Source organism: Methylophilus sp. OH31 (assembly GCF_000576615.1).
Classification (GTDB): Bacteria; Pseudomonadota; Gammaproteobacteria; order Burkholderiales; family Methylophilaceae; genus Methylophilus.
In genome coordinates this window covers 24,302-48,474 of sequence record NZ_BAUS01000012.1, presented here as the reverse complement: position 1 = coordinate 48,474, position 24,173 = coordinate 24,302, and the positions used below count along the sequence as shown (strand labels likewise).

26 protein-coding genes and 4 tRNA genes are annotated in these 24,173 nt (G+C 47.2%); 6 read left to right on the top strand and 24 right to left on the bottom strand.

Annotation, left to right across the window (positions count from 1 at the left end):
* Positions 1-282: 282 nt before the first annotated feature.
* Positions 283-852 carry a hypothetical protein gene (locus OH31_RS13135; RefSeq protein WP_024931087.1) on the bottom strand — a complete coding sequence of 190 codons (570 nt, stop codon included), beginning with the start codon at positions 850-852 and terminating at the stop codon, positions 283-285.
* 160 nt (positions 853-1,012) lie between these two features.
* On the opposite strand from OH31_RS13135, the gene OH31_RS13130 reads away from it, so the two are divergent.
* Positions 1,013-1,951, top strand: coding sequence for a DUF2971 domain-containing protein (locus OH31_RS13130; RefSeq protein WP_024931086.1), 939 nt, complete (start codon positions 1,013-1,015; stop codon positions 1,949-1,951).
* A gap of 130 nt (positions 1,952-2,081) precedes the next feature.
* Here the strand turns inward: OH31_RS13130 and OH31_RS14960 are convergent, their stop codons facing one another.
* The 10 genes from OH31_RS14960 to OH31_RS13080 form a co-directional block, all read right to left on the bottom strand.
* Positions 2,082-2,723, bottom strand: coding sequence for a hypothetical protein (locus OH31_RS14960; protein ID WP_024931085.1), 642 nt, complete (start codon positions 2,721-2,723; stop codon positions 2,082-2,084).
* 2 nt (positions 2,724-2,725) lie between these two features.
* Positions 2,726-3,886: a hypothetical protein gene (locus OH31_RS13120; protein ID WP_024931084.1), complete on the bottom strand. Its 1,161-nt coding sequence runs from the start codon at positions 3,884-3,886 to the stop codon at positions 2,726-2,728.
* The gene (locus tag OH31_RS13115) at positions 3,886-4,479 is read right to left on the bottom strand and encodes a hypothetical protein (protein ID WP_024931083.1); all 594 of its coding nucleotides are present in this window, start codon (positions 4,477-4,479) and stop codon (positions 3,886-3,888) included. The genes OH31_RS13120 and OH31_RS13115 overlap by 1 nt, the downstream gene beginning before the upstream one ends.
* Before the next feature lie 124 nt (positions 4,480-4,603).
* Positions 4,604-5,263 carry a hypothetical protein gene (locus tag OH31_RS13110; RefSeq protein WP_201768575.1) on the bottom strand — a complete coding sequence of 220 codons (660 nt, stop codon included), beginning with the start codon at positions 5,261-5,263 and terminating at the stop codon, positions 4,604-4,606.
* Positions 5,263-5,631, bottom strand: a complete 369-nt coding sequence (locus tag OH31_RS14520) for a hypothetical protein (protein ID WP_024931081.1) — start codon at positions 5,629-5,631, stop codon at positions 5,263-5,265. The genes OH31_RS13110 and OH31_RS14520 overlap by 1 nt, the downstream gene beginning before the upstream one ends.
* A gap of 1 nt (position 5,632) precedes the next feature.
* Positions 5,633-5,824, bottom strand: coding sequence for an AlpA family transcriptional regulator (locus OH31_RS14895; RefSeq protein ID WP_024931080.1), 192 nt, complete (start codon positions 5,822-5,824; stop codon positions 5,633-5,635).
* Between the two features lie 217 nt (positions 5,825-6,041).
* Entirely contained in the window at positions 6,042-6,626 is a 585-nt protein-coding gene (locus OH31_RS13095) for a hypothetical protein (protein ID WP_024931079.1), read from the bottom strand.
* Positions 6,627-6,637: 11 nt separating this feature from the next.
* Entirely contained in the window at positions 6,638-6,937 is a 300-nt protein-coding gene (locus OH31_RS13090; protein WP_024931078.1) for a hypothetical protein, read from the bottom strand.
* Positions 6,909-7,373, bottom strand: a complete 465-nt coding sequence (locus OH31_RS13085) for a hypothetical protein (RefSeq protein WP_024931077.1) — start codon at positions 7,371-7,373, stop codon at positions 6,909-6,911. Before OH31_RS13085 ends, OH31_RS13090 begins: the two co-directional genes overlap by 29 nt.
* A 1-nt stretch (position 7,374) precedes the next feature.
* Positions 7,375-7,827, bottom strand: a complete 453-nt coding sequence (locus OH31_RS13080) for a hypothetical protein (RefSeq protein ID WP_024931076.1) — start codon at positions 7,825-7,827, stop codon at positions 7,375-7,377.
* Between the two features lie 59 nt (positions 7,828-7,886).
* Between OH31_RS13080 and OH31_RS14515 the strand changes: the two genes are divergently transcribed.
* Positions 7,887-8,126 (top strand): hypothetical protein, encoded by a 240-nt coding sequence (locus OH31_RS14515; RefSeq protein WP_024931075.1) that lies wholly within the window; start codon positions 7,887-7,889, stop codon positions 8,124-8,126.
* Here OH31_RS14515 and OH31_RS13070 read toward each other — a convergent pair whose 3' ends face one another.
* The 7 genes from OH31_RS13070 to uvrC form a co-directional block, all read right to left on the bottom strand.
* Positions 8,127-9,344, bottom strand: coding sequence for an integrase arm-type DNA-binding domain-containing protein (locus tag OH31_RS13070; RefSeq protein ID WP_024931074.1), 1,218 nt, complete (start codon positions 9,342-9,344; stop codon positions 8,127-8,129).
* Between the two features lie 165 nt (positions 9,345-9,509).
* Positions 9,510-9,596, bottom strand: a tRNA-Leu gene (locus tag OH31_RS13065).
* 77 nt (positions 9,597-9,673) lie between these two features.
* Positions 9,674-9,749 (bottom strand) — tRNA-Gly (locus OH31_RS13060).
* A gap of 18 nt (positions 9,750-9,767) precedes the next feature.
* Positions 9,768-9,841 (bottom strand) — tRNA-Cys (locus OH31_RS13055).
* A gap of 61 nt (positions 9,842-9,902) precedes the next feature.
* Positions 9,903-9,978: transfer RNA gene (locus OH31_RS13050), tRNA-Gly, on the bottom strand.
* 106 nt (positions 9,979-10,084) lie between these two features.
* Complete coding sequence (gene pgsA, locus OH31_RS13045; RefSeq protein WP_024931073.1) at positions 10,085-10,666, bottom strand: CDP-diacylglycerol--glycerol-3-phosphate 3-phosphatidyltransferase; 582 nt, start codon at positions 10,664-10,666, stop codon at positions 10,085-10,087.
* Positions 10,667-10,710: 44 nt separating this feature from the next.
* Positions 10,711-12,510, bottom strand: a complete 1,800-nt coding sequence (uvrC, locus tag OH31_RS13040) for an excinuclease ABC subunit UvrC (RefSeq protein WP_024931072.1) — start codon at positions 12,508-12,510, stop codon at positions 10,711-10,713.
* Positions 12,511-12,664: 154 nt separating this feature from the next.
* Between uvrC and OH31_RS13035 the strand changes: the two genes are divergently transcribed.
* Positions 12,665-12,871 carry an AbrB/MazE/SpoVT family DNA-binding domain-containing protein gene (locus tag OH31_RS13035; protein WP_024931071.1) on the top strand — a complete coding sequence of 69 codons (207 nt, stop codon included), beginning with the start codon at positions 12,665-12,667 and terminating at the stop codon, positions 12,869-12,871.
* Positions 12,868-13,251: a type II toxin-antitoxin system VapC family toxin gene (locus OH31_RS13030; protein ID WP_024931070.1), complete on the top strand. Its 384-nt coding sequence runs from the start codon at positions 12,868-12,870 to the stop codon at positions 13,249-13,251. The genes OH31_RS13035 and OH31_RS13030 overlap by 4 nt, the downstream gene beginning before the upstream one ends.
* A gap of 38 nt (positions 13,252-13,289) precedes the next feature.
* Here the strand turns inward: OH31_RS13030 and OH31_RS13025 are convergent, their stop codons facing one another.
* Genes OH31_RS13025 through OH31_RS13015 form a run of 3 tightly spaced genes read right to left on the bottom strand, consistent with a single transcriptional unit; the run spans position 13,290 to position 15,824 of the window.
* Complete coding sequence (locus OH31_RS13025) at positions 13,290-14,828, bottom strand: hypothetical protein (RefSeq protein WP_148296219.1); 1,539 nt, start codon at positions 14,826-14,828, stop codon at positions 13,290-13,292.
* Positions 14,829-14,852: 24 nt separating this feature from the next.
* Positions 14,853-15,032 carry a 4-oxalocrotonate tautomerase family protein gene (locus OH31_RS13020; protein WP_019882571.1) on the bottom strand — a complete coding sequence of 60 codons (180 nt, stop codon included), beginning with the start codon at positions 15,030-15,032 and terminating at the stop codon, positions 14,853-14,855.
* 39 nt (positions 15,033-15,071) lie between these two features.
* Positions 15,072-15,824: a cation diffusion facilitator family transporter gene (locus OH31_RS13015; protein WP_024931068.1), complete on the bottom strand. Its 753-nt coding sequence runs from the start codon at positions 15,822-15,824 to the stop codon at positions 15,072-15,074.
* Positions 15,825-15,910: 86 nt separating this feature from the next.
* Here OH31_RS13015 and OH31_RS13010 point away from each other — a divergent pair, with 86 nt between their 5' ends.
* Positions 15,911-16,747 (top strand): 23S rRNA (adenine(2030)-N(6))-methyltransferase RlmJ, encoded by an 837-nt coding sequence (locus tag OH31_RS13010; RefSeq protein WP_024931067.1) that lies wholly within the window; start codon positions 15,911-15,913, stop codon positions 16,745-16,747.
* Positions 16,748-16,754: 7 nt separating this feature from the next.
* Here the strand turns inward: OH31_RS13010 and OH31_RS13005 are convergent, their stop codons facing one another.
* The gene (locus OH31_RS13005) at positions 16,755-17,873 is read right to left on the bottom strand and encodes a DUF2914 domain-containing protein (protein ID WP_024931066.1); all 1,119 of its coding nucleotides are present in this window, start codon (positions 17,871-17,873) and stop codon (positions 16,755-16,757) included.
* Between the two features lie 240 nt (positions 17,874-18,113).
* Between OH31_RS13005 and OH31_RS12995 the strand changes: the two genes are divergently transcribed.
* A complete protein-coding gene (locus OH31_RS12995) occupies positions 18,114-20,366 on the top strand; it encodes an ATP-binding protein (protein ID WP_024931065.1) in 2,253 nt (750 codons plus the stop codon).
* Positions 20,367-20,389: 23 nt separating this feature from the next.
* Here OH31_RS12995 and OH31_RS12990 read toward each other — a convergent pair whose 3' ends face one another.
* Together OH31_RS12990 and acnB are read right to left on the bottom strand one after the other, a co-directional pair.
* Positions 20,390-21,358, bottom strand: a complete 969-nt coding sequence (locus OH31_RS12990; RefSeq protein ID WP_019882577.1) for a crotonase/enoyl-CoA hydratase family protein — start codon at positions 21,356-21,358, stop codon at positions 20,390-20,392.
* Positions 21,359-21,573: 215 nt separating this feature from the next.
* The gene (gene acnB / locus OH31_RS12985; RefSeq protein ID WP_024931064.1) at positions 21,574-24,153 is read right to left on the bottom strand and encodes a bifunctional aconitate hydratase 2/2-methylisocitrate dehydratase; all 2,580 of its coding nucleotides are present in this window, start codon (positions 24,151-24,153) and stop codon (positions 21,574-21,576) included.
* Positions 24,154-24,173: the final 20 nt, after the last annotated feature.

Here is a 24,173-nt window from a genome sequence, read left to right as displayed (position 1 = left end):
ATGCTATTTTCCCTTTAAGTTCAATGTTTTACATGTGTGACAATAACCTTTATGAATCAATATCGGTAATTTCATTTAATGCTTTAGGTGCCGAACTAATAGGATTGAGCATTGATAGCCGTATCATTAATTTAATTTTTACACTCCTCATATGCAATCAATGCCTTTGATCCAACTAAGAAATGTTCAACCAATTTCTCGCCTAACCAGAGAGGCGAACTATACTGTGAAAAGTAAAGAATATTTTTGCTGGCCATCTAATCAGTCAAAAGAAAAAAAAACTTATTTACTACCATTTTTCTCAATTACTTTTCTCAACCTTTCTAACTCCTCTACTAATGGATCACGCTCCCCTTCGCTCCCCATGTAGCCTCGCAAATCAATATAGTGTTGCTCATTGATTGTTTTTCCAGAGTATTCATATTGAACGCTAATAGTAAATTGTGTTGGGCATTTCTCTGACTTACCATCTCCTTGAAAAAGCATCCAACCTTGGGCTAAGCCAAATATCAGTTCAGCGCTAGGCGGAAAACTATCCAACGGCAAATTAAAGGCAGTGGCATTTTTTAAGTTTCGATTGCCCATTTCCTCTCCAAATTGAAAGAAGTCTTTATCAATAGACAATCTAAGGTTGTGGGCTGCGCTTTTTCCAGTATTCGAAATACGCAGATATATTAAAGCTGTGTGTGACCTCACAAAATGCGTAATAACAACATATGGCCTCGTAGCCGCTTCCGACTGCTGTCGCATCTCCTGAACTGATGCCTCGCTCATTTTTGCCATCCGATATGTCAAATAGGAATAAATGCCAGTGATCAAAACAAGAATTGCGGTTAGTGTTTCATTGACCATATGTAACCCTTTTTGAGTTTAATTTTAATTAACTATACGAATAGCGCTGAGGACACAGCACTCTCAATACATATACTCCAGCATTTACTAAATTTACATTAAGATTGTCTCTAAAGTTAAGACAGTGACAGAATGACGACTTATAGTGAATTTATAGAAGATGAAAGCACCTAAGACATTTTATAAATATAGAGCATTTGATACGAACACTATTTCATCGCTGTGTTACGACAAGCTTTACTTTTCCAATCCAGGTGACTTCAATGATCCATTGGACTGTAGTCCGACAATCCATCGCGACCGCGACTCCTCAATTGTAGATTTAGAGCGGCTGTTTGCATTCTTTACACAAAAAAGAATTGCTACTGAAGCTTTAGAACACATCAAAAGTTCAAAGATTAAAGTTAGTGATTCTAAAGGACTTGCATACCGAATTGGGCTTAGACAGACAGATAAGGAGCTTGCTCGAATTGCATACATGGCAACCGATTTGAATTCTTTTGGCGAAAATGTTGATGAGAATCTGGCCCACCTTTTGATCAATGCAATTCAAGAGGAGTTAAGTAGCTTTTACGAGCGTGGTGTTTGTTGCTTCTCAACTACTTTTTCCAGCCCTCTATTATGGAGTCATTACGGTCAACAGCACAAAGGGCTTTGTATTGGCTATACAACCGAGAGATTACCAGCACCAAAGCCAGAAAAAGTTGTGTACGGTGGTAAAAGATCCATTAGCACATCTACGCTATGTAAGGCTTTTTTAGAGGGTGACAAAGCAACACAAACCATCGTAGATCGTGACGTGCTTCTTAGAAAAGCAACCGGCTGGAAATATGAAGCAGAATGGCGCCTCATAGATAAGCAAGGCTTACAGGACTCTCCAATGCTTATGACTGAAATAACATTTGGCTTGAGATGTGAACCATCCATCATACACAGTGTAATAAAAGCATTGGAAGGTCGAAACAACGTTAAATATTATGAAATGTATACGGTTGCTCATTCATTTGCTCTGCGCAGAAAACTGGTAGATATTGATGAACTACAACACTACCTTCCAGTCACCGCTATGAGCGGATATGAAATGTTTGGCGACATTTAAACTCTGTAAGTTAAAAATGAATCATCATACGAAACTTTCAACCTGTACCCTTTGCTCTCTCAGCAAAGCATTTAACTCTCGCAAAGCCCCCCGTACGTTCCCCTTATAGGCATTGCGTGCGGAAATCGCCTTACCTTCTTCGGTCTTTGCGCCGGTACTTTGCTCCCACGGCTTCCACTGCTTGATTAGCCTTGCTTGGCGTTGCCGCTCCTCTAATGTCCACTGCCTCATTTGCACTCTCGCTTAATAGTTCGTTTTGTTGGTTTTGTTTTTCCGCGTGCGCGTGCGGGCTTTCCGATTGCGACACACCGTTATTAATTTGCTGATGGCCATTTGCAATATTTGCCTGTCTTGCATAAATGACAGGAGGGTTCTTGATATTTGATAAAATCTCAATCGTTCTAGCGCATTGTGACTGAGCCTTGAGGGCAAGCCTCATATATGTCTCAGTGGCATTCAGATGCTCGCCCATATTCATATGTGCCCTTCTGGCCAGTTCTACAAAGATGGCATCCAAAGACCCGACCTGAGCTGATAATGTTGCCTCAAGCTCTGAAGTATTGTTGACCTGGACTCTTTTTGCTTTATCTATGACTACAGAAAGAGCTTCACCGAAATCAACTTCTCCAGCTGTTCCTTTGGCATAAAGCATAGAGGTGCAAGTATTCAATAGTGCCGAGGACAATCCAGCCTCAGCTAATTGCTTTCCGCCTCCACTCTGCGTATCACTTAACTCAACAGCACTACGGTTTTCATTTGAATGGTCACTCATAATCAATTAAACCCCAACTGCTTGAGGGCAGTTTCTGCTTGTGCTCTGCTAATCTTTCCAGACCTATATTCGCTGCGAATTTCCTCAGGCGTTTTACGAGGGGAAGTTCGATCCTCATTCAGTGGTAATGTCTTAAAATCAAAAGGATCAATGCGGTAATAGTCGCCCTTGTTGATGTTATATTTTTCGATCTGTTGAGACTCGTAATCATCAAATGCTGGGGCATTTTTTGGTCGTCTTCCAGTTAGTTTGCTTATTGGATACTCTAGATAATAATTGCGTCGAATATCATTTCGAATTTGGGACATATCACGCGACATAACGTGTGAACCATCTCCCCTTCCGACCTTAATGCTATTGGCACGTACATTAGCCAGTCCCGCCTGTGCGTTATTCTCTTTAGCACCAGCATACGCCTGTGCCGCCTGGCCTTTACTTTTATCGGCCTCAGTGGTGCCGATAAGATTCAGTTTTTGCAAACCGGTTAACAGGTCCATGGTTCCCACGTCACCAGTATTGTCATAACGCGACTTGCCTTGTGATAACAGCAAGGCATTTTGCGCCTCCAGCGAGTTATCGCCGTGAGTAAGTCCGAAAGTTAAAGCGGCTTTCTGCATTTCAAGCGGATTAACATTACCTTCAAGGGCTGCCGTACGCTGACCAATCACTGCCGCTTCTTGCGGCGTTGCTGTTCCAAGGTTAGCGGTGATAGCGTTGCGCTGATCGCCTTGAATAGATTTTTGCAAGTTTGAAATGTTCTTGTCGCCAAGAGCTATCATTTGCTTGAGCGTTGAATATTTCTGCTGAGCTTCAGGGAACCGGCTAACATAATCCGGCGCTGGCAGCTGTGTTCCGCCATCGGTAAACGCTAACGGGCGTGTTGGTGGCTGATAGTTGCCAGCCAATGTGGCTTTAAAGTCACGCAAGCCATCCTCACTATCAGCGCCTATTCCGGCCAGTAATGTCCGGGCAATACCATCATCGCTGCGCGCATTATTCTGAAACTCCTGGTCTGCGGCATCTGCAAGAAGCTTCTTTGTGGCAGCCTGGCGATATTGGTTTTCATAGCCGTCACGCTGGCCTTGTCGGAAAGCATCGTTGCCACCGACACCGGATGCAAGCATCTGGCCAATTGACATTCCAAGATTTGTTCTAAGTTGCATCACACACCTCCCCACATTTTGCTGTTTGTATAACTTCCAATAGCAGGCGCTCCCGCCACCAATAACCCACCTAGTACAGAACCCTTATTGCGAACAGAAGCGGCACCGGTTCGAGTGGCGTTATTGTTGCGTTCAGCCTCCGCATTAATCCCCATAAGGTCGCTAGCAAGAACACTGCTTTTCAATGCCTCGTCGTTGTACATCAAGCCGGTGGCATTACTACGTGCAAGTAGCTTTGCCCGGTTCATAATGTCTTGGCCTGCTTTTGCAGTTGATTCTGCTTTTGCCCGCTCATAATCACCAGACAAATTACCTTCTGTTCCCTGGTAAACCTGCCCTTCACCGCCCTGCGCTGAAAGCAAGGCATCCTTTAACGTGCTTTCATTCTTTGTCGCGGCTGCCTCATACGATTGATCTCGTTTTGCGGGATCAAAGGTATCTTTAGCGAAGTCGGTAATGGTGTCGGCCTTCTTGGCCTGAAGCCTTGCGTTCTCTTCAGCACCTTGATTAATGATCTTTTGTTGGCGTTCGGCAGCATCATCTGCGGCTTGCTGTTGCAAGTAGGTTCCGGCAAGAGCCGAGCCGATTGCCATAATTGTTCCTGGATCTGCGCACATAATTAATCTCCTATTTCATAAAACTAAACAGTAATTCAAGTCCAATAACTCCATGGTTAGCCTGTACCAATACCCTTGCAAAACTCGTCAGCTACCCCTGTCATACAGCACCCCATAAATTTGATGTATAGATGGTTAATCTATAAAGGTGACCCGTGGGGGGACAATCCAATATGGCAAAAGTGGTGTTTTTGTACCGTTGGGGGACAAAGTGACCAAGTTCAGCATTTTCAGAATCTGAGTTCGTCCCCTGATGGGACAAAGTGCCAATACTTCGTCCCGCTATGGGACATCTAAAATTAATTTTCTTGGCTGTCTCCATTTGGCCGGATTGGCCGCCGTTGGAGGTGATGCAAGCTGAATATTTGCCCCCATGTAGTCGGTTTTTTTGTAACTCTCCGATGACACGTCCAGCTTGTTCATGTCGCAACTTAATGGGTAAAGTGTGATAGCAAAGAGACTGCAATCTAAGCGCCCGCCCTGCCTTGTCTTTACGATTAGGCCATACGCGATTAACTCGTTCATGGCGGCGTTTAGGCTGCTGCGGCTTGTCCAGCCTCTTGGTGCCATAAGCTTTGGAGCTATCGATATGTCTCCGTTCTTGGTTGCATTGGGTCCAAGGCTTGCCAGCATATCCATCAAAAGCTTGAGGCTTAATGGAGATAATTCCGCGCAAGCCTTGGACTTGAGAAAATCGAGCGATATTGGCAACCAGCTCCCAGTTACTGCTATTCCGCGCTTTTTGGATCGCTTCATACATCACGCTGCCTCCTTGTCCGAATCATGGCGATTCAGAAGAACGGAAGCACGGCGCAAATTAGGCTCTGATTGCTCAAGCCAGTAACGGCAAACGTGAGTCGGTATTCCTTGATACCCTGGCACAGTCTCAAACTCACGAAGAATGGTCACACCTTTAGCTTGTAGGCTGCTAACAGTGCTATGCAAAGCATGGTCATTAAGCTGGCGCTCAGCCTCAAAAAGGTTAAATGTGCGGCCATCAAGCAAAGCGGATAAGACACGTTGCCATTTCTTAGGGATAGCAGTATTATTTGAATCACCGATGTTTCGTTCTACGCTCTCGCCCGATGCCAGTCGGGCGTTTGCATTTCTGAAATCAGAATGTGTCATATTAAGCCGCCTTTCTTTGGGAAATGCGGGACTTAATCCAGCCATCTACCTCTGAAGATAGCCAACCTACTGAGTGTGTGCCTAATGGAACAGGCCTTGGAAATTCGCCTTTTGAAATGCGATCATAGATTGTGCTGCGACCTAAACCAGTAATAGCTTGAACTGCTGGCAATTTAAGAATGACATCTGACATGTAGTTTCTCCTAGTCAATTTCCAAAGAAATCCGGCTGGACTTTCGTCTAACCGTTCGAACAAGGGTAAGCTGATGCTTAATTTTCCATGCGATATTGGTTTTTCAATGAAATAGAATTTCAATTAATATTTAAAATCAAAATATATTTTTGTATAAGTTTTTATTAATATACTGGCGAAAAAAAACCGCCTTTTGGCGGTATCTTGGTATTTGTGATTATTGGCAGCGCATGCCGCCAAACCCATTGGGCACACAATTTACAGAAGGTTTGGGGGCAAATGCTTTACTCATTCCGCCAAAGAAGTCGGCCCAAACTCTGCTTTTTTGCGCGGCTTGCTGTTGCTGAATCTGCGTATTGTTTGCATTAACTTCAGCATCAAGTTTTGCAAACTTCTGATCAGTTAAAGACTTATCTCGCTGCCTTGCCTGAATGTACTGGCCATAGGATATTTTTCTGTTATAAAGGTCGATTAAAGCGGCCTGCCTGTGGCCCATATCCTCTGAAATGATGGTTGCATAGCCCTTATGAACATCTGCAGGCATTTCTTTCAGCTCTTCATCAACGCATACCTTAAAGCCTTGAGCATACTTTGCAATTACTGCGCGTTCTTCATCTGTTGCAGTGTCTTGGTTTGCTATTTGTTCAAAACTGGCCTTGGTAATATCTGGAAGCCCGATTTTTGTGCTTATTAGGTTTAAGTCAGGGAATGAAAACAGCGCCTTGTAGCACTCGTCTGCCACCGGGCCCGCAGACACAGCCAAAGTAAACAAAGAGCCACAAATAGTAATTGCCAGCCTCATATTTCCTCCCCTTAATTTGTCTTTCTTATAGCTACAGGTATCTCCGTACCGGCATCAACCAAGCCTTTAAGCACTTTGTAATGGCTTTCAAATAACTGCGGCCAATATTGGCAATCAAATTTCCTGATCATTGGCCCAATCGGGCGCAAAAACTCCAAAATAAAGTAGGCATCAGGATCCGTGGCGTGCCAATAATCAATTAAGGCTCCGCATAGCTCTATACTTTCCGCTTCAGTGAGCGGCGGAGAGTTTTCAAGCGTTTCAAAATTTGATGTCATAACTTTAGTATACTGAATCGTTCGCAACTTCATCAAATCGCCTTGCAGACCAGGCACGTATCTTTAGCAACGCATGTGCCCATTCCGTAGGCTCAAGCCGCCGCCATTCCCTGTCAGGCTTAGGCCAAAGTCGTTTGATTCTGAAATGAGAAATATCTGGCATGAGTGGGTTAGCCGGATTAGGATCATTGGCGCACTTGTAAAGAACGCAATAACACGGCAAGCCTGACATCCTGGCAAGGTTCATCAATACACTTGCCGCTTTGTATTTCTGTCCGACATCTATGGCTGTTTCTATGAGTGCTACCGGACTTTTAGAGCCGTCGTCATACTCAACGTATAACGCACCATCTAAATCGATCATAGCAAGAGATTGAGCCTTCTCGATGCCCACAAAGCGACGTGTTGAATGCCTTCTATGCCATGCTGAATAAGTTAGGTCACGGGTGTTAAAGCGCTCTTCTTGCATATTACGCTCCAAGCAATTTGTGTTTAACGCTTTGAATCTCAGACAGAAGTCCTTTTTTTATTAACTCAAACGGATTAAGGACTTTGGCTTTTTCAGCTACAAAGTTTTCAAATGTCACCCTCTCTTCGGCAGTCATTAGCCCAAACTCATAAGCACTAAAGGCACGCTCTAGTATGTTTTCGGCTACAGTCACATTACCTCTGTATCCCTCAAAATCATTTAATCTGCTTAATACTTCTTTCAGCCCAATGCCTAGCCAGCTTCCTTGGTCATCAATGACGTCTTCGCTGATCGGCATATCAAACCCCATATTTCCACCAAGCCACTTTAATTTACTAGGACTTGGTAACCGTATAGACCTTCCTTGAAAAACTGGATGTTGAATATATCGCAAAGAACTATACCCAGTATCGGTATCAGATAGGTGCTGAGTGTTAGAATTAGCGTCAGCCATGATGTAATACTCCTTCTTAGTGTTACGTTGTGGTTAGGCTGCGCTGGTGCTCCGCCAAGATGAACCAGTTCAGCCGCTTTACTCATGATCCGCATGAGTTACGGTGTTACACTTTAGATATGCTTATCCTTGGTATCGTTGTTTCTCTTCTTGCTTATTACTTCGCTTTAAAGTGGGGAGAACGCTTGCTTGAAAACAATGACATCGAGCTACCAAGGTTCACCCGTTGGCTAGTACTCAACACATTTGCTTTTATCATTGCAAATATTGCTGCCTTGCCATTCCCGTCTATTATTTAATCAAGCCACTCGGTCACCCAACGGTATTACTTTAGCTCCAGCCTTCAGTTCGTCCAGGTAATCAGCCCATTTTTGCATCATCACTTTACGGTCTTTCAGGAATTGTGCGCGTTCATAGGCAGTGCCCAGCGGATTAGCGACTGAGTGCGCAAGCTGACGCTCTATATGTTTAGGGTCTAAGCCCAGCTCTTGCTCGCCTAGTGTTTGCGCTATCGCTCTAAAACCATGGCCCGTGATCTCTACTTGGGTGTCATATCCCATGTTACGCAATGCCGCATTAATCGCATTTTCACTCATCGGACGTTCATGTGTACGGCCACCCGGGAATACATATATGCCATTGCCTGAGAATGGCCGAATGGTCTCGATAATAGCTACCGCCTGGCTGGATAAAGGCACAATGTGCTGAGTCTTGGTTTTGGTGACAAAGTAACGCCACTCGCTTTTTTCAAAGTCCAAGTCAGCCCATTTCATATGACGCAACTCACCAATGCGCTGAAACAGCAAAGGCGCAAGTTTGAGAGCACATCTCACGGTGAGGGTGCCATTGTATTTATCAATGTTTCTCAACAAGTCGGCAAAGTCTTTCGGCTCAATCATAGCGGCCATGTTCTTCACTACAGGGGGAGGCAATGCCCCTTTAAGGTCTGGCGCTGGGTTATAGGCAGCAAACCCTTTTTGAATGGCGTAGCGGAAAACCTGCCCGGCAGTTTGAATAATACGATGTGCGGTTTCTAGCTTGCCTTGCTTCTGCAATATGCTGGTTGTCTCTAACACCATAGGCGCTGTTATGTTCGATATAACCTTCTGGCCTAGGCTTGGATATAGGTAAAACTCTAACCAGCGTTTAACGCGCTGCTGGTGACGTTCTGATTTGCTTTTGTTGTGAAGGGAGTGCCATTCATTAGCGATAGCCTCAAAAGTGTTTTGAAGTGATAGCTTGGCTTGGATTTTGGTTTCTTTTCTTGCTTCGCTTGGGTCCTTTCCTTCTGCCACCAGCGCACGGGCATCGTCTCGCTTTGTGCGGGCCTGTGCCAGGCTGACATCAGGATATACACCCAGTGATAGGGTTTTCTCTTTACCGTCTAAACGATACTTCAAACGCCACCATTTACCGCCATTAGGATTGACGATCAAATACAACCCACGTTCATCATAGAGCTTGTATGGCTTATCGGCGGGTTTTGCATTGCGCAATGCTGTGTCTGAAAGTGCCATTTTGGGGTAACTCCAAATGGGGTAAGTTTTGTTACCCCATAAGTTACCCCTATTTAATGCCGGATGTCAAACGACGACTTTGGACTGCTATGGACGTAAAAAAACCCGCAAGTCATTGATTTACGGGTTTTTTTGGACTACTTTGGACTGCTCTGTACTATTAAGTGGTGCCCGGAGCCGGAATCGAACCGGCACAGCCGTTAAGCCGAGGGATTTTAAGTCCCTTGTGTCTACCAGTTTCACCATCCGGGCGGCAGGTCAACAAGCTTTATATTTTAACACTCTGTTCTACTTTGCGTAGCATCCAGAATGAGTGCTTGAGAGAAATTTGGAGCGGGAAACGAGTCTCGAACTCGCGACCTCAACCTTGGCAAGGTTGCGCTCTACCAACTGAGCTATTCCCGCATATTTGCTACATGAGACTGGAGGCGCGAGCCGGAGTCGAACCGGCCTAAACGGCTTTGCAGGCCGCGGCATAACCGCTTTGCTATCGCGCCAGAACCAACAACATAAAAACTTCTTATGTTAAAAAGGGAAAGCGGCGCTTTCCCCGAAATTTGGAGCGGGAAACGAGTCTCGAACTCGCGACCTCAACCTTGGCAAGGTTGCGCTCTACCAACTGAGCTATTCCCGCGTATTTCCTTACGCCATGTGTCGTAAAGAAGCTGGCATTTTAATGATTTTGAGACCGGTGTCAAGGACGATTTTGAAAATAATGTTTCTTTTTTATGATTGCTTTTTTAGATGGTTTCGCGTATTGCCGGCCAGGCTGCGCGCAGGTAGTAACCCATGGAAATCAGGGTCAGTAACGCGGCCAATACAATCAGCCACTCACCCAACCATTGAATGTCTAGTCCAAACAGCGGGTCGTACCACAGCAATAAGGTAATGGCGGCCATTTGTGCGGCAGTTTTGACCTTACCCACCATGGCCACGGCCACGTTAGCACTTTTGCCTATGCTGGCCATCCATTCACGCAAGGCGCTGATCGCAATTTCGCGTCCGATGATAATCAGCGCCACCACAGCCCCGGCGCGATTTAATTCGACCAGCACGATCAAGGCCGCAGCCACCATGAGTTTGTCAGCCACAGGGTCTAAAAATGCGCCAAATTTAGACATCTGGTGATATTTGCGCGCCCAGTAACCATCCAGCCAATCGGTGAATGCGGCGAGGATAAACACACTGGCTGCCGTTAAATTGACCCAGTGTGCTGGCAGACCGTCAGCGGTGACAGCGTTGGCAGGCAGGTAAAAGATACCGACAAACACCGGAATCATGCCGATGCGCAATAAGGTAAGTATATTTGGAATATTCCACATTTTTATTCGTCTATGGATGCATACAAAGGTCTATTTACACGCTATTAATGCAAGCGTTCGTAAATGGTTTGCGCCAATACCAGGCTAATGCCTTCGACTTGGGCAATCTCGTCTATGCTAGCACTTTTTATCCCATCCAGGCCACCAAATCGCGTCAGCAAGGCTTTGCGGCGTTTGGCGCCGACGCCTTCAATCTCTTCCAGGCTTGAGGTAATTCTGGCCTTGGCGCGCTTGGCGCGGTGGCCGGTAATGGCAAAGCGGTGTGCTTCATCGCGGATTTGCTGTAATAAATGCAAGCCCTGGTTATCGCTAGGCAAATTCAGCATTTCGCCGGTGTCAGAAAAAATCATGGTCTCAAGACCAGGTTTTCGCTCTTCACCCTTGGCAATGCCGACCAGTAGAATATCGTCCAGACCCACTTCCTGCATCACCTCAATGGCGACGCCAAGCTGGCCTTTGCCACCATCAATAAAAATCAGGTCTGGCCGCTTGCCCTCGCCTGCTGCCACTTTTTTATAGCGACGCGTCAACACATCGCGCATGGCGGCATAATCGTCGCCTGGCGTAATGCCAGTGACGTTATAACGGCGGTATTCGCTATTTTGCATGTCACCGCGGTCAAACACCACGCAGCTGCCCACCGTGGCCTCACCCATGGTATGGCTGATATCAAAACACTCAATGCGCTCGGTGTTTTCTGCCAGGTTGAGCGCTTCGCGTAATGACAACAAGCGTGCCTGCTGGCTGGCTGAGGTCGCCTGGCGTTGCTGCAAAGCCAACTCAGCATTGGTTTGTGCCATCTTAAGCCATACTTTTTTATCGCCGATGGCATTGGTCAGCACACGGATCTTGCGCCCGGACTGCTCGCTAAGCATGTCTTCAAATTCGGTTTTATCAATCTCGGCACCGCACACCAGCAATGGCGGCGTATTTTGCGACAGGTAATACTGGGTGATAAACGCTTCTACGGTTTCAGCCAACTCTGCATCCTGGCTGTTCTTCGGGAAAAAGCTCTTGTCACCCAAATGACGGCCACCACGGATCATGACCAGGTTAATGCAATGCTGGCCCTGCACTTCTGCGCAGGCAATCACATCGGCATCACTGACGCTAAAATCACTGACAAACTGTTTGGCCTGCACCTGGCGCAGTGCCTGGATACGGTCACGCAAAATGGCCGCCTGCTCATACTCCATCGCCTCAGCGGCCACATTCATGCCATCCGCCAGTGAATCAATGACCTCACTGGTCTTACCCAACAAAAACATCGCGGCATGGCGTACATCACCGGCGTAATCCTCTTGGGAAATCAACTTCACGCAAGGTGCTGTACAACGGGCAATCTGGTATTGCAAACAGGGGCGCGAACGGTTGGCAAACACGGTGTTTTCGCAGGTACGCAATTTAAATACTTTTTGTAGCAGCTGTATGCTCTCGCGCACGGCTGGCGAGCTGGGGAAAGGCCCGAAATACTGTGCGCCCTTGCGCTGTGTGCCGCGGTGAAACGCTAATCGAGGATAAGCATCGCCAGTCAACGCAATATAAGGGTAAGACTTGTCGTCGCGAAACAACACGTTGTAACGCGGCATGAGTCCTTTAATCAGGTTGTTCTCCAGCAACAGCGCTTCCGCTTCGGAACGCGTCACCGTGGTTTCGATATTGGCAATCTGCGACACCATCATCTTGGTACGCGGACTGGCCAGGTTTTTATTAAAGTAGCTGGAAACCCGTTTTTTCAGGTCTTTGGCCTTGCCAACATAAATCACGGTATTTTCCGCATTGAGCATGCGATAAACACCAGGGAAGTTAGGCAGGTTTTTGAGGATGGGTTTGGGGTCAAACATGACGGCATTTTAGCATCAGATATTCATTCGAGTTTAAAGCAAGCTTACAACACTACTGTACAACTCACTTCAACAGGTATTACAATTAAAATAAAGTATTACAATTTAAAAATTGAAATACTTAAAACCAAACACCATACCAAAAAGGATAGTTATGGACATAGTGACTGTTTCACCTAAGTTTCAGGTAGTGATTCCCAAAGAGTTGCGGCAATCACTTAATATACAAGCAGGCCAAAAACTCAGAGCACGCATCCAGGGCGAGCATATTGAGTTGATTCCCGAACAGCCGATGAGCGCAGCACGCGGCTTTTTGGCAGGCATAGAGACACAAGTGAGTCGTGAAGAAGACCGGGTATGAATGTGGTAGATTCATGTGGCTGGCTAGAGTATTTTGCCAATGGCAGCAATGCCGATTTTTTCGCACCAGTGCTTGAAGATACAGAAAACCTGCTGGTTCCAGCCCTGATTGTGTTTGAAGTGTGTAAACGTGTCACGCTACAGCGTGGTGAAAAAGCCGCCCAATCCGCAGCTGACTTTATGGCGCAAGGCACCTCTGTGACCTTTGACGCACAAACTGCGCTGAATGCCGCTTTATACTCGGCAAAACATCAACTCGCACTCGCTGACAGCCTGATTTTGCAAATCAGTAAAGAGCATCATGCAACCTTATGGACGCAAGACGTCGACTTAAAAGGACATCCAGGCGTGCAGTACAAAGCAAAAACTGATAAACCATAAAAACTTTTAAGACTCTTCAAAATTTTTCAGTTAAGTGACTAACCCTGTAAGAACGTTGTAGTCATGAGAAAGTGATCTAATGGTACAACCTTCACTGCTATAGTCTTACCAACTTTAAACTTCGTATTTTTCTTATTTGGTATTAAGCCAATATTGATCAACTCATATTGCAATGAAGGCCTATTATATCTTGTGCCAAATATGACTAATGACTGCCCTTCATCCTCAAAATAAACCATTTTAAGGCCATTATCACCCCTTTGAATTGCATCAATCGCATCTTGATTATCGAAAGAAATATTGCCCGTAACTTCTAAATTACCATAATCATTTGATGTAACTCCGGCAACGACATTGGCAATTCTCAGCAACTCATAATACTCATCGGCTTGTATGTCATGCCTGTTATTAAAGACTATAGGCACCTTAAGATGTTTAGAGATTTTTCTTGCTGCATTCGTATATTCAAACGTTGAAGAAATATAGCGAATATATTGGCTATCATTGACAATATTCTTGGTACTAATTGCATGATTCCCCTCAATTTCCAAATCAAAACCAAGACTACACCCTTTTGAAAGCCCGGTAAAAAGTGAGTAATACTTCTCAAAATATGGAAGTTTACTAACATCGACTTTATCCCACTTCTCAATGTCAAAAAAAATACTACAGGTTGCTATCCCAGTTTGGACGTCAGTAATTATCAACTCAATACTTAAAAGTGCTGAAGTCGAAACTCCTTTAAACTTGAAGCCAGTTTTTCCTGCCGATACATATCCACTTAAATCTTCAAAATGTAATTTATTTTGATTTTGATCTTTAAGCGATACTTTTAAAGTTGCCGCTTTACGATGTGGAGAAATTGTTAATCGACCACTTTGACTGAAAACCTTTTTCAGAAGCTTAGATCCATTGACATCAAGTCGAGATGTGTCGATTACTAAATCTTCACCATAATTAATCCACTTAGTAAACTCTGCTTTAAACAAATCTGAATTTTCAGGCTTAACAGAAAAATCTACCGATACCAACTCTTTAGCTAATAATTGAAACTGTTGACATTCATCAACATAAGATGATTTGACTTTAAATCTAGGATCTAAAACTTCTAATGCGTTAGCCGAGGCCATGTGAACATTTTCAATCATTGATGGAATTTGTGTGACCGAATGGCCCATAGCAACCATTAGAGTCTCAATAGCATCTTTTTCATTAGGGAGCTTACGACCCTTTTCTCCTCTTGCTAGAGATAAAGCATGCATTTTCCAATCCACTAAATCCTCTTTTGTGTAGCGAGAATAATCAGAATCAATTTCACTTGCGTGATTAGCACATAACCATATCCCGTTTTCAAACGAGCGTATTTGCTCTGGTGTTAAGGAAGGATCGAATCGAGGACCGCCTGGAGAAGCGGCACAGATATGAGCAGCTCTACCAATAGAGTCACAGTCCTTATTGTTTGCTCTAGGACCAATCGTAGGGACTCTGCAGTCAGGTTTGGAGCAGCGGTAGGCCACACTTTGGGCCAACTTATCTCTAACGGGCCTAGTAAAATTATTCTCTTTAGGACGAGCCATTATGACTTTCTATCCTGACAAACCCTATCCCAACAACTCCCCACCAATCGCCCAATCCTCATACTCCACTTCTTCAAATACAATGTAGGTGTAATTAGCAGGTTTTTGAGCATGTTTTTGCAGGGTTTCAGTGATTTCCTTGGCAATCAGTTTCTTTTGCTCTTTGGTCACAGAGCCGGCAAGTTTGACGTTGACGTAAGGCATATTGGCGCTCCTTTTAATGTATCGGACAATTAAAGAAAACTAGTGATGATGGCCTGTCTTACCGCGATAGATATCGCGGATGAGATTAAGGGTCACCACCAATAACAACAACGAAATCAGGATAGACAGAATCGGGTCTATGGTCATCCAGCCAGTAAAGTAGATGACGACACCGGCGGCGACGGCTGTCACCGACCCGAGTAGATCACCCAGTACATGCAAAAATGCGGCGCGGTGGTTCAAGCTGGCATCGCCGCCGTGATGTTCGTGCTGGTGATGCATATGCTTGGCGACGAACAGATTCACCAGCAGGCCCATCAGCGCAATCACACTAACATAGCCCCCCGCCACAGAGACCGGATGTTTGAGACGCTCAATGGCTTCTATGACAATGCCTGCCGTTACCAGCAACATGGAGACAGCATTGACCATGGAGACGCGAAGCTCGGTTTGCTGCGACGCCGGGTGACCGGTGCGTGCTCTGTGCGCGGCCCACATGGCCAGGCCGAGTGCCAGCACGTCAAACAACATATGCCAGGCGTCACTGAGCAAGGCCAATGACTGCGTCCAGATGCCTCCCGCGAATTCTACGACGGTGAAGAGTGCAATCGCCAGAAAAGGGATCCAGAAAGGATTGCCATGTGCATGGTCATCATGCTCATGATCGCCATGCTGGTGCTGGTCATGCGTTGTGTGGTCAGTTGCGTGATCGTGCGCGCACCCCTCATGGGAGCCTCCATGTGAGTGGTTATGCGCATGCGTGTGTTCAGAGTGTGTATGACTAGGTTTCATATTTGCATGCTAATGCAAATTGCCCGGTTTTCACAAGAGCGCGCAAATTTTGTAGCTTATAATGACGGCTTATTGAGAATATATGCATGCTAAGTTACCGTCACGCCTTTCACGCTGGCAATCACGCCGACGTTTTAAAACACTGGATTTACAGCCTGGTGCTGGATTATTTTAACCAGAAAGATAAAGCTTACTGGGTGATAGACACCCACGCCGGTGCTGGTCTGTACCGACTTGATAGTTCGGTGGCCAACAAAACAGCTGAGTATGTAGACGGTATTCAACGTTTGCAGCAAGCCCAGCCGCCTGACATCTTTGATGGTTACCTGCAAGCAGTCACAGCGGCTGATCAAGGCAATGCAACACTTTATCCTGGCTCGCCTTGCATCGCCAGCCACTTTTTAAACCCGGTGGATAAGTTGCGTTTGTTTGAGCTACACCCAGCAGATGCCGCCTTGCTGGAGCAACAGTTTTCTGCACAAAAAAGACAGGTATCCATCCAGCAAAAAGATGGCTTTGAAGGCATTAAAGCCTGTTTGCCGCCCCCGACCAAGCGCGGGATTGTGCTGATAGACCCGCCTTATGAGGTAAAAGACGATTACTTGCGGGTGGTCGATTGCATTAAAGACAGTTTAAAACGCTTTGCCACCGGCACTTACCTGATCTGGTATCCGCGCTTGCAACGGCCTGAGCCACAGCAAATGATAGACAAGCTACGCAGCCTGAATACAGATTATTTGCACGTGACGCTGGATGTGCAACAACCGTCTTTCGATGGTTTTGGCATGCACGGCAGCGGCATGTGGGTGATTAACCCACCGTGGACCTTGCGTCAGTCTGTAGAGCCGCAGCTGGACTGGCTGGCAGAGACGCTAGCGCAAGATGCCACCGCACATGCATCATGCGAAGGCCAGCAACGTTAACCAGGCATTAGTAGCGGATACGTGTCCGATGTTGCGGATCTAAAGTCGTGCTCACAGAAACATTAAATGCGCTCACAGCAATCGTTTGCCGGGTAGCGGTCTGGATACGTACCCGCCACTCGCCTGCGGTCAGATTTGTTTTATAGGTATAGCCGCGGTAGCCGCTATCGCGGCCACCAGTGAGCGAGAAGCCAGGCATGGAGACACTGACCCACTCCCCTTTCACTTTCTTCTGCCAGTCATGCAACAGTTTGGTCTGTAGGCCTTGTGGCGCAAACACCGCCGAAAAACACACCAGCTTTTGCCCGGGTTGCAGGTAAAAATGGTCTCTGTCCACGCGCCAGAACTGCCACCAGGGCGATTTCTCAACAGTCATCCAGTAACCTTCCGGTGACTTTTCCAGGTCATAAGCCACCACAACCGCTTGCTTGACCAGCGGCACCGGCGGAATCATGTCTGCACGGTAGGCGAGCATCAACAACCCTGCTATCACCCACACCGGCCAGATACGGCCTGCATGATGTGGTGCACGCTGGTATAAGACATAGGTGACCGTAGCACCCAACACCGTGCTCAAATAGAACCAGGCCGCATGCACACTGCCAAACAAAAACGGAAAAGCAAAGTTGCACCACAAAATGGTACACAGGCCAAACATGCTCCAGCACAAACTTAAGCGCCTGTATTCGCCCTCCATAAACTCATTGGCCACTAGCAATACGCCCAATACCAAGGTGATGACCCATGCCAGGCCATAGCTGGAACTTTTAAAATAGAGAATGAACAAGGCACTGAGCAGGCTGCCAAACAAAAACTGCAATATCCAGTAGGGCCAATCTTGTACTGGCCAGCTAGAAACCCTGTTTTGCAACCATTGCCAACGTAACAAGCGCTCCCCCAGTCGCCTGACGGAAGAGGAAGGTTCGGCCAACTGGTACATGAGCAACGCTGCCAGTAACAAGTAGCCGGCAAAGATCGCCATATCGGACAGCGCCACTTTTTTGCCGATGGTAATGGCATCCCAGGCAAAACCACCGACAAAAAAGGAAATCGGCAATATCATGCGGCTACGCGCCAGCCAGCGCGACAATCTCGAGGGTTGCTCTGTATCAATAGGGGTCGTCATGCAGATAAATCGTTAATAAGGCAAGAATATCGGCATTTTTATCACAGATGCCGTCAACCACACTATTATTTTGCGTTGTGAAAAGTAAACTTTCTTTGATAATCAAATCGAGCCTGCTAAAATTTAAGTTATCTTAAGAAAAGTCCGTTAACTATCAATATAGGTTAGATTTTCAATTAAAGATTAGATTTTCCCTGCGCAAGTATCGAGTAAGCGTATAACCCTGAAACATGATTAAGCATGCGAGATTTCGTTAGACAGTTAAAGCAGAAAGTGACAGAAATAAAGTCTATCAGTTATGAAACTGAGCAGGCTCTTATCCGTGTTGCTTTCGTCAGCTTTATCACGCTCTATCTCCTCGTCAATCACAGCAGCTTCGAGCCCGTATTACTTTGCCTGATTTATTTGTGCCTGGGCTTTTTGATGTTGTATAACATCCTGCAGAATCCACAAAAAAATGAAAAGCGCCAGTGGACAGCGATGGTGATGGACATTACGGCGACCTCACTTGAACAAATGATCTCAGGTGCCATGGCAGGCGTATTTATCGGCATTTACCTCTGGCTCATCATCGGTTATGGCTTGCGCTACGGTACCAAATTTTTTAAAGGCTGCTACGTCTTCAGCCTGATCGGCTTTAGTCTTACCCTGTATTTAAATCCCTACTGGAACCAGCACCAGCATTTAGCCTACGGCTTTTTACTGACCCTGTTATTGATTCCACCGCATGCATTGCGTTTGCTGGTCAGCCTGGAAAAAGCGACCAAAGAGGCTGGTCAAGCCAGTGAGGCGAAAACCAATTTCCTGTCGAATATCAGCCATGAAATGCGTACCCCACTTAACGGCATTATTGGTGCCAGTGAGTTAATCGCGCAAACCAAGCTAGATAGCAAACAATCCGAACTGCTTAAAATGGTGGGCACGTCGGCCTCTAGCCTTAAAAAGCTGATCAATGACGTGCTGGATATTAGCAAAATCGAAAAAGGCAAAGTCGAGCTGGAAGAGATCACCTTCTTCCTGCCTGACCTGATTCAGCGCTTGCACCTGATGTTCCAGATTGAAGTCGAACGCAAGCAATTGTGGCTGAGATTTCACCTGGATCCTCTTGTCGAACGTCACTATGTCGGCAGCATGCACCACATTGAGCAGGTATTAACCAACCTGATCGCCAATGCCATTAAATTCACCCAGCATGGTGGCGTCGATGTAGTGGTCAGCGTCGTACAAGGCCATGCCGACATGAGTAAGCTCAGCTTCCGTATTCGAGATACCGGCATAGGCATTAAAAGTGATGCTTTGCCGCTGATTTTTGATAGTTTCACCCAGGCGGACAGCAGTATCACCCGACGCTATGGTGGCACCGGCCTGGGCACCTCTATTGCCAAGCAACTGGTCGAAGTCATGGGCGGTAAAATCAGTGTCGCCAGCCAGGAAAATGTCGGCACCACCTTTGTGGTGAGCCTGCCGCTGACACATGCAGTGGCACCCGCACCACCAGCTGTGAACGAAATCAATCTGGATGGCCAGTCAAATGTGGTCCCGTTGAGCAGCCACACCAAATTCCGCAAGAAAATTCGTGTATTGATTGCTGATGACAATGTGGTCAACCGCTTGATTCTGAATGAAACACTGCAAAGAATGCACTGTGTGGTGAAAGCCGTAGACAATGGTGATGCCGCACTGGATGCGCTGGAACATCACCAGTTTGACTTGATGATTCTGGACTACAACATGCCAGAGATGAATGGCCTTGAAGTGTTTAATATCCACAACGCCCTGCCTGGCAGCAAACCGATCAGAACCGTGATCCTCACGGCGGATGCGACTAAAACCACACAAGACCGCTGTTTGCGCGCTGGGGTATATCAAGTATTAACCAAGCCAGTGGTCTCAAGGCAAATTCAAAGCCTGATTGAAGCCATTGCGAGCACCATTGAAACTGAACAGGTTGCGCAAGTCGCGCCCGTCAGACGCAAAAAACCTAAAGCCACGTCGCCTGAAGTACCATTAGCGGTCACACCGGCCGAACCCACGTTTGTAGACGCACGGTCACCACACTCACCGATGAGAACCGGGAAACCCACGTCTGTACCCATCCCTAAAATTGCCAACATCATTCCAACGCTTGAACCATTGCTGGATGATGACCGTATGGCGCACTTGTTAAAACTGGGTGGCGGTGAAGCGTTTTTACACAAACTCATCACAGAGTTTATTGACTCGACCGATGTCTTGCTACGCGCGCTCGGGACGGCAAGCCTGGATTTAAATTTCGAGCAGGTACATAAACTGGCGCATGAGCTGGCTGGTGAATCTGCCAACATGGGCTTGATCCCACTCAGTAAACTCAGCCGCCGTTTATTGAGCTTGAGCATGGAAGATGCCCAGACTATTTCCGGCCTTTATCAGGCCGTTGCGGATTGTTATGAAGAGACGCGTACGCAACTGCAACAACATCGCAGTAAGCTCTCATCCAAACGCTCGCATAAATAGCCGGGCACCTGCTCTGCTGCACACTACTGATTCACTGCGATATGATGATCTGTTGGTAACACCAGCGGCTGTTGCGGTGCAACCTCACTAGCAAGCGCTTCATTTGGGAACAAACGTGACTGCGCGCGATAAAACCTATCCATCACCTTGAGATCACGCTCAGTCAGGCGTAAGGCATTTTCTACCCATACATCGACAATATCCTTAAGCTCGTCGTAGGTTAAAGGATTGATTCTGGCCTTGGCCTTTTGCGCAGACAAAAAGCCTTCTGCGCGCTTATTGTTTTTGTGAATAAAGTCTTGCACGGCCTGCTCACCCTCGCCCTCTTCGACTACGATGTCAATCAGCCCCATTTGCAGGCATTCTTCAGCCGTGTAACGCTCGCAACCCAAAATCATTTTATCGGCCACCGCCATGCCTGCCTTGCGTGCAATAAAGCTGTAAGCACCCATGCCAGGAATCATGTTGAAAAATAGCTCAGGAAAGCAGAACACGGATTGTTTTTCAGCGATAAGCACATCGCTGGTCATCGCCGCCTCAATACCAGCGCCTAGCACCTCGCCTTGTAGCAGCGAGATCTTGGTCACATGATCCAGCTGAAAACGGAATGCGCGCTGTGCAACCACATCAATACTCAGCTTGGCATAGGCTTGTAATTGTGCTCGATCTTGCAACCGGATAGCGGCAGCCATTTTCTGCAAGTCACCGCCCATATTGAAATAGCCGGGTGTGGCTGACGCAAACACAGAGTAACGGATAGGCAGCACTGTCTCGCTGTCAGTCTGGACATAACCACCACTGCGCTGGATATCCGCATGGTGCTGATGCAAGTTCATGAGTAACTCATGATTGATGCACGGAATGCGCTGTGGTTGATGTATATAGCTCCATAACGCCTGTTGCTCTGCATCAAAACGGCAAAATACCTGACCGTAATCATGTGACAGTAAACGTTGTTGATAATTAACCAACCCTTGTTCGAACGGTTTCATGAGTTTCTCCTTGGACATTAAAAATCTGTTGAATTGAATCAGTGGTATTGACGTGCATGTACATCGAGTCGTTGACGTCAGCCAGTACATCATAATCAAAACAGAAGGTCGCGGTGAGAGAGCCTCTCAGGTTTTACAGTTGCAAGGATATGTCCTGCCTTAAAAACAACAAAGGGAGCGAATGCTCCCTTTGTTGTGTCTTAAACCATCAACTGTTAGGCGGTTTCTTGAATCGGAATGACTTTCTTCACATTCTCCAAAGAGCCTGCATATTGGGTCATCTGGTTAAAGTTGAGGTATTTGTAAATCTCTGCTGTATTGGTCAGTTTGCTACCCAGGGTGTCAAGGTATTCTTGCACCGTAGGCATGCGACCCAGCTTGGCACACACAGCTGCCAGCTCGGCAGAGCCCAGATACACGCGCGCATCTTTACCCATACGGTTATCAAAGTTGCGTGTGGACGTCGAGAATACTGTTGCCTTGTCAGCCACACGCGCCTGGTTACCCATACACAGCGAGCAGCCTGGCACTTCAGTACGCGCACCTGCCACGCCAAAAGTTGAATACACGCCTTCGGCACGCAGCTGTGCCTCGTCCATACGAGTAGGTGGCGCAATCCACAAACGGGTTGGAATACCACCCGCGCCTTCCAGCACTTTACCTGCCGCGCGGTAATGGCCGATATTAGTCATGCAGCTACCGATAAACACTTCGTCAATCTTGTCACCGACCACTGCGGTCAATGGCTTGATATCATCCGGGTCATTCGGGCAAGCGACCAGCGGCTCTTTAATATCTGCAAGATCAATTTCAATCACGTGCGCATACTCAGCATCCGCATCCGGCTGCAACAGTTCCGGTTTTTCCAGCCAGGCTTTCATGCTGGCGATACGACGTTCCAATGTGCGTGCATCGGCATAACCATTCTCGATCATATTCTGCATCAGCACGATATTGGAATTGAGGAACTCAATCACTGGCTCTTTGTTCAACAGCACGGTACAACCATTGGCAGAACGCTCGGCTGAGGCATCCGCCAACTCAAACGCCTGTTCGACTTTCAGGTCTGGCAGGCCTTCAATTTCTAGCACACGGCCGTTAAACACGTTTTTCTTGCCCTGTTTGCCCACCGTCAGCGTACCCTCCTGGATCGCCGCATAAGGAATGGCGTTGACCAAGTCACGTAAGGTGATACCAGGCTGCATTTCGCCTTTAAAACGTACCAGGACTGATTCTGGCATATCCAGCGGCATGGCGCCCGTCGCCGCAGCAAATGCAACCAATCCGGAGCCCGCCGGGAAACTGATACCAATCGGGAAGCGGGTATGCGAGTCACCACCTGTACCCACCGTATCCGGCAACACCAGGCGGTTTAGCCAGGAATGGATCACGCCGTCACCAGCACGCAGGCTCACACCACCACGGCTAGACATAAACTCAGGCAACTCATGTTGCAATTTAATATCCACTGGTTTTGGGTACGCAGCCGTATGGCAGAAACTCTGCATCACCAGGTCGGCACTAAAGCCCAGGCAAGCCAGCTCTTTCAACTCGTCACGCGTCATGCCGCCAGTGGTGTCCTGTGAGCCTACCGTCGTCGCCTTGGGCTCACAGTAAGTACCTGGACGCACGCCAAATCCCTCAGGCAAACCACAGGCACGACCCACCATTTTTTGCGCCAGCGTGTAACCCTTACCGGTATCTTTCGCCGGGATAGATTTGATAAAGATATCCGTGTCGCCCAATCCCAATGCCTTACGTGCATTGGCAGTCAGGCCGCGACCAATAATCAGGGGAATACGACCACCGGCACGCACTTCATCGGCCAGGGTCACTGGATTCATTTCAAACGTAGCCAGCACTTCCCCGGCTTCTGACAAGACCTTACCTTCAAAAGGCTTGATGACAATGACATCCCCCGTGTTCAGCTTGGAAACATCACACTGAATCGGCAAAGACCCGGAGTCTTCAGCGGTATTAAAGAAAATGGGCGCAATTTTGTTGCCAATCACCACGCCGCCCGTACGTTTGTTAGGGATAAACGGAATATCGTCGCCCATCCACCACTGCACAGAGTTGATCGCCGATTTACGTGAAGACCCGGTACCGACCACATCACCGACATAGGCTAATGGCAAGCCTTTCTGCTTCAGGCTTTCAATCGTCGTCAAACCATCGGCCATGCGGTTAATCAACATGGCTTTCGCATGCAATGGAATATCCGGACGGCTCCAGGCATCTTGTGCCGGGCTCAGGTCATCGGTGTTGGTTTCGCCATCCAGCTTGAATACGACCACTTTGATGGCTTCTGCCAGCGCAGGTTTACTGGTGAACCATTCGGCAGCTGCCCAGGACTCAATCAGCTTTTTGGCATGCGCATTACCCGCCTTCATCTTGGCGTCGACATCATGAAACGCGTCAAACATCAAAATCGTCGTCGACAGCGCTGTCACGGCATGGGCTGCCATCGGCGTATCCAGCAAAGCGACCAATGCCTGTACGTTGTAACCACCAAGCATGGTACCTAGCAATTCAACCGCTTTTTCAGCGCTAACCAAAGGTGAACTGGCCTTGCTGTTGGCAATATCAGCCAGAAAAGCGGCTTTCACATAAGCGGCCTGGTCAACCCCCGCCGGAATACGGTTTTGTAGCAAATCGACAAGTAAAGCCTCTTGGCCCGCAGGCGGGGCTTTCAACAGTTCAACCAATGCGGCGACTTGTTCCGCATTCAGGGGCAATGGAGGCAGGTTTTGCGCAGCGCGCTCTTTTACGTGGGTTTCGTATGCTTGTAACATGATGTAGGCTCTATCAAAAA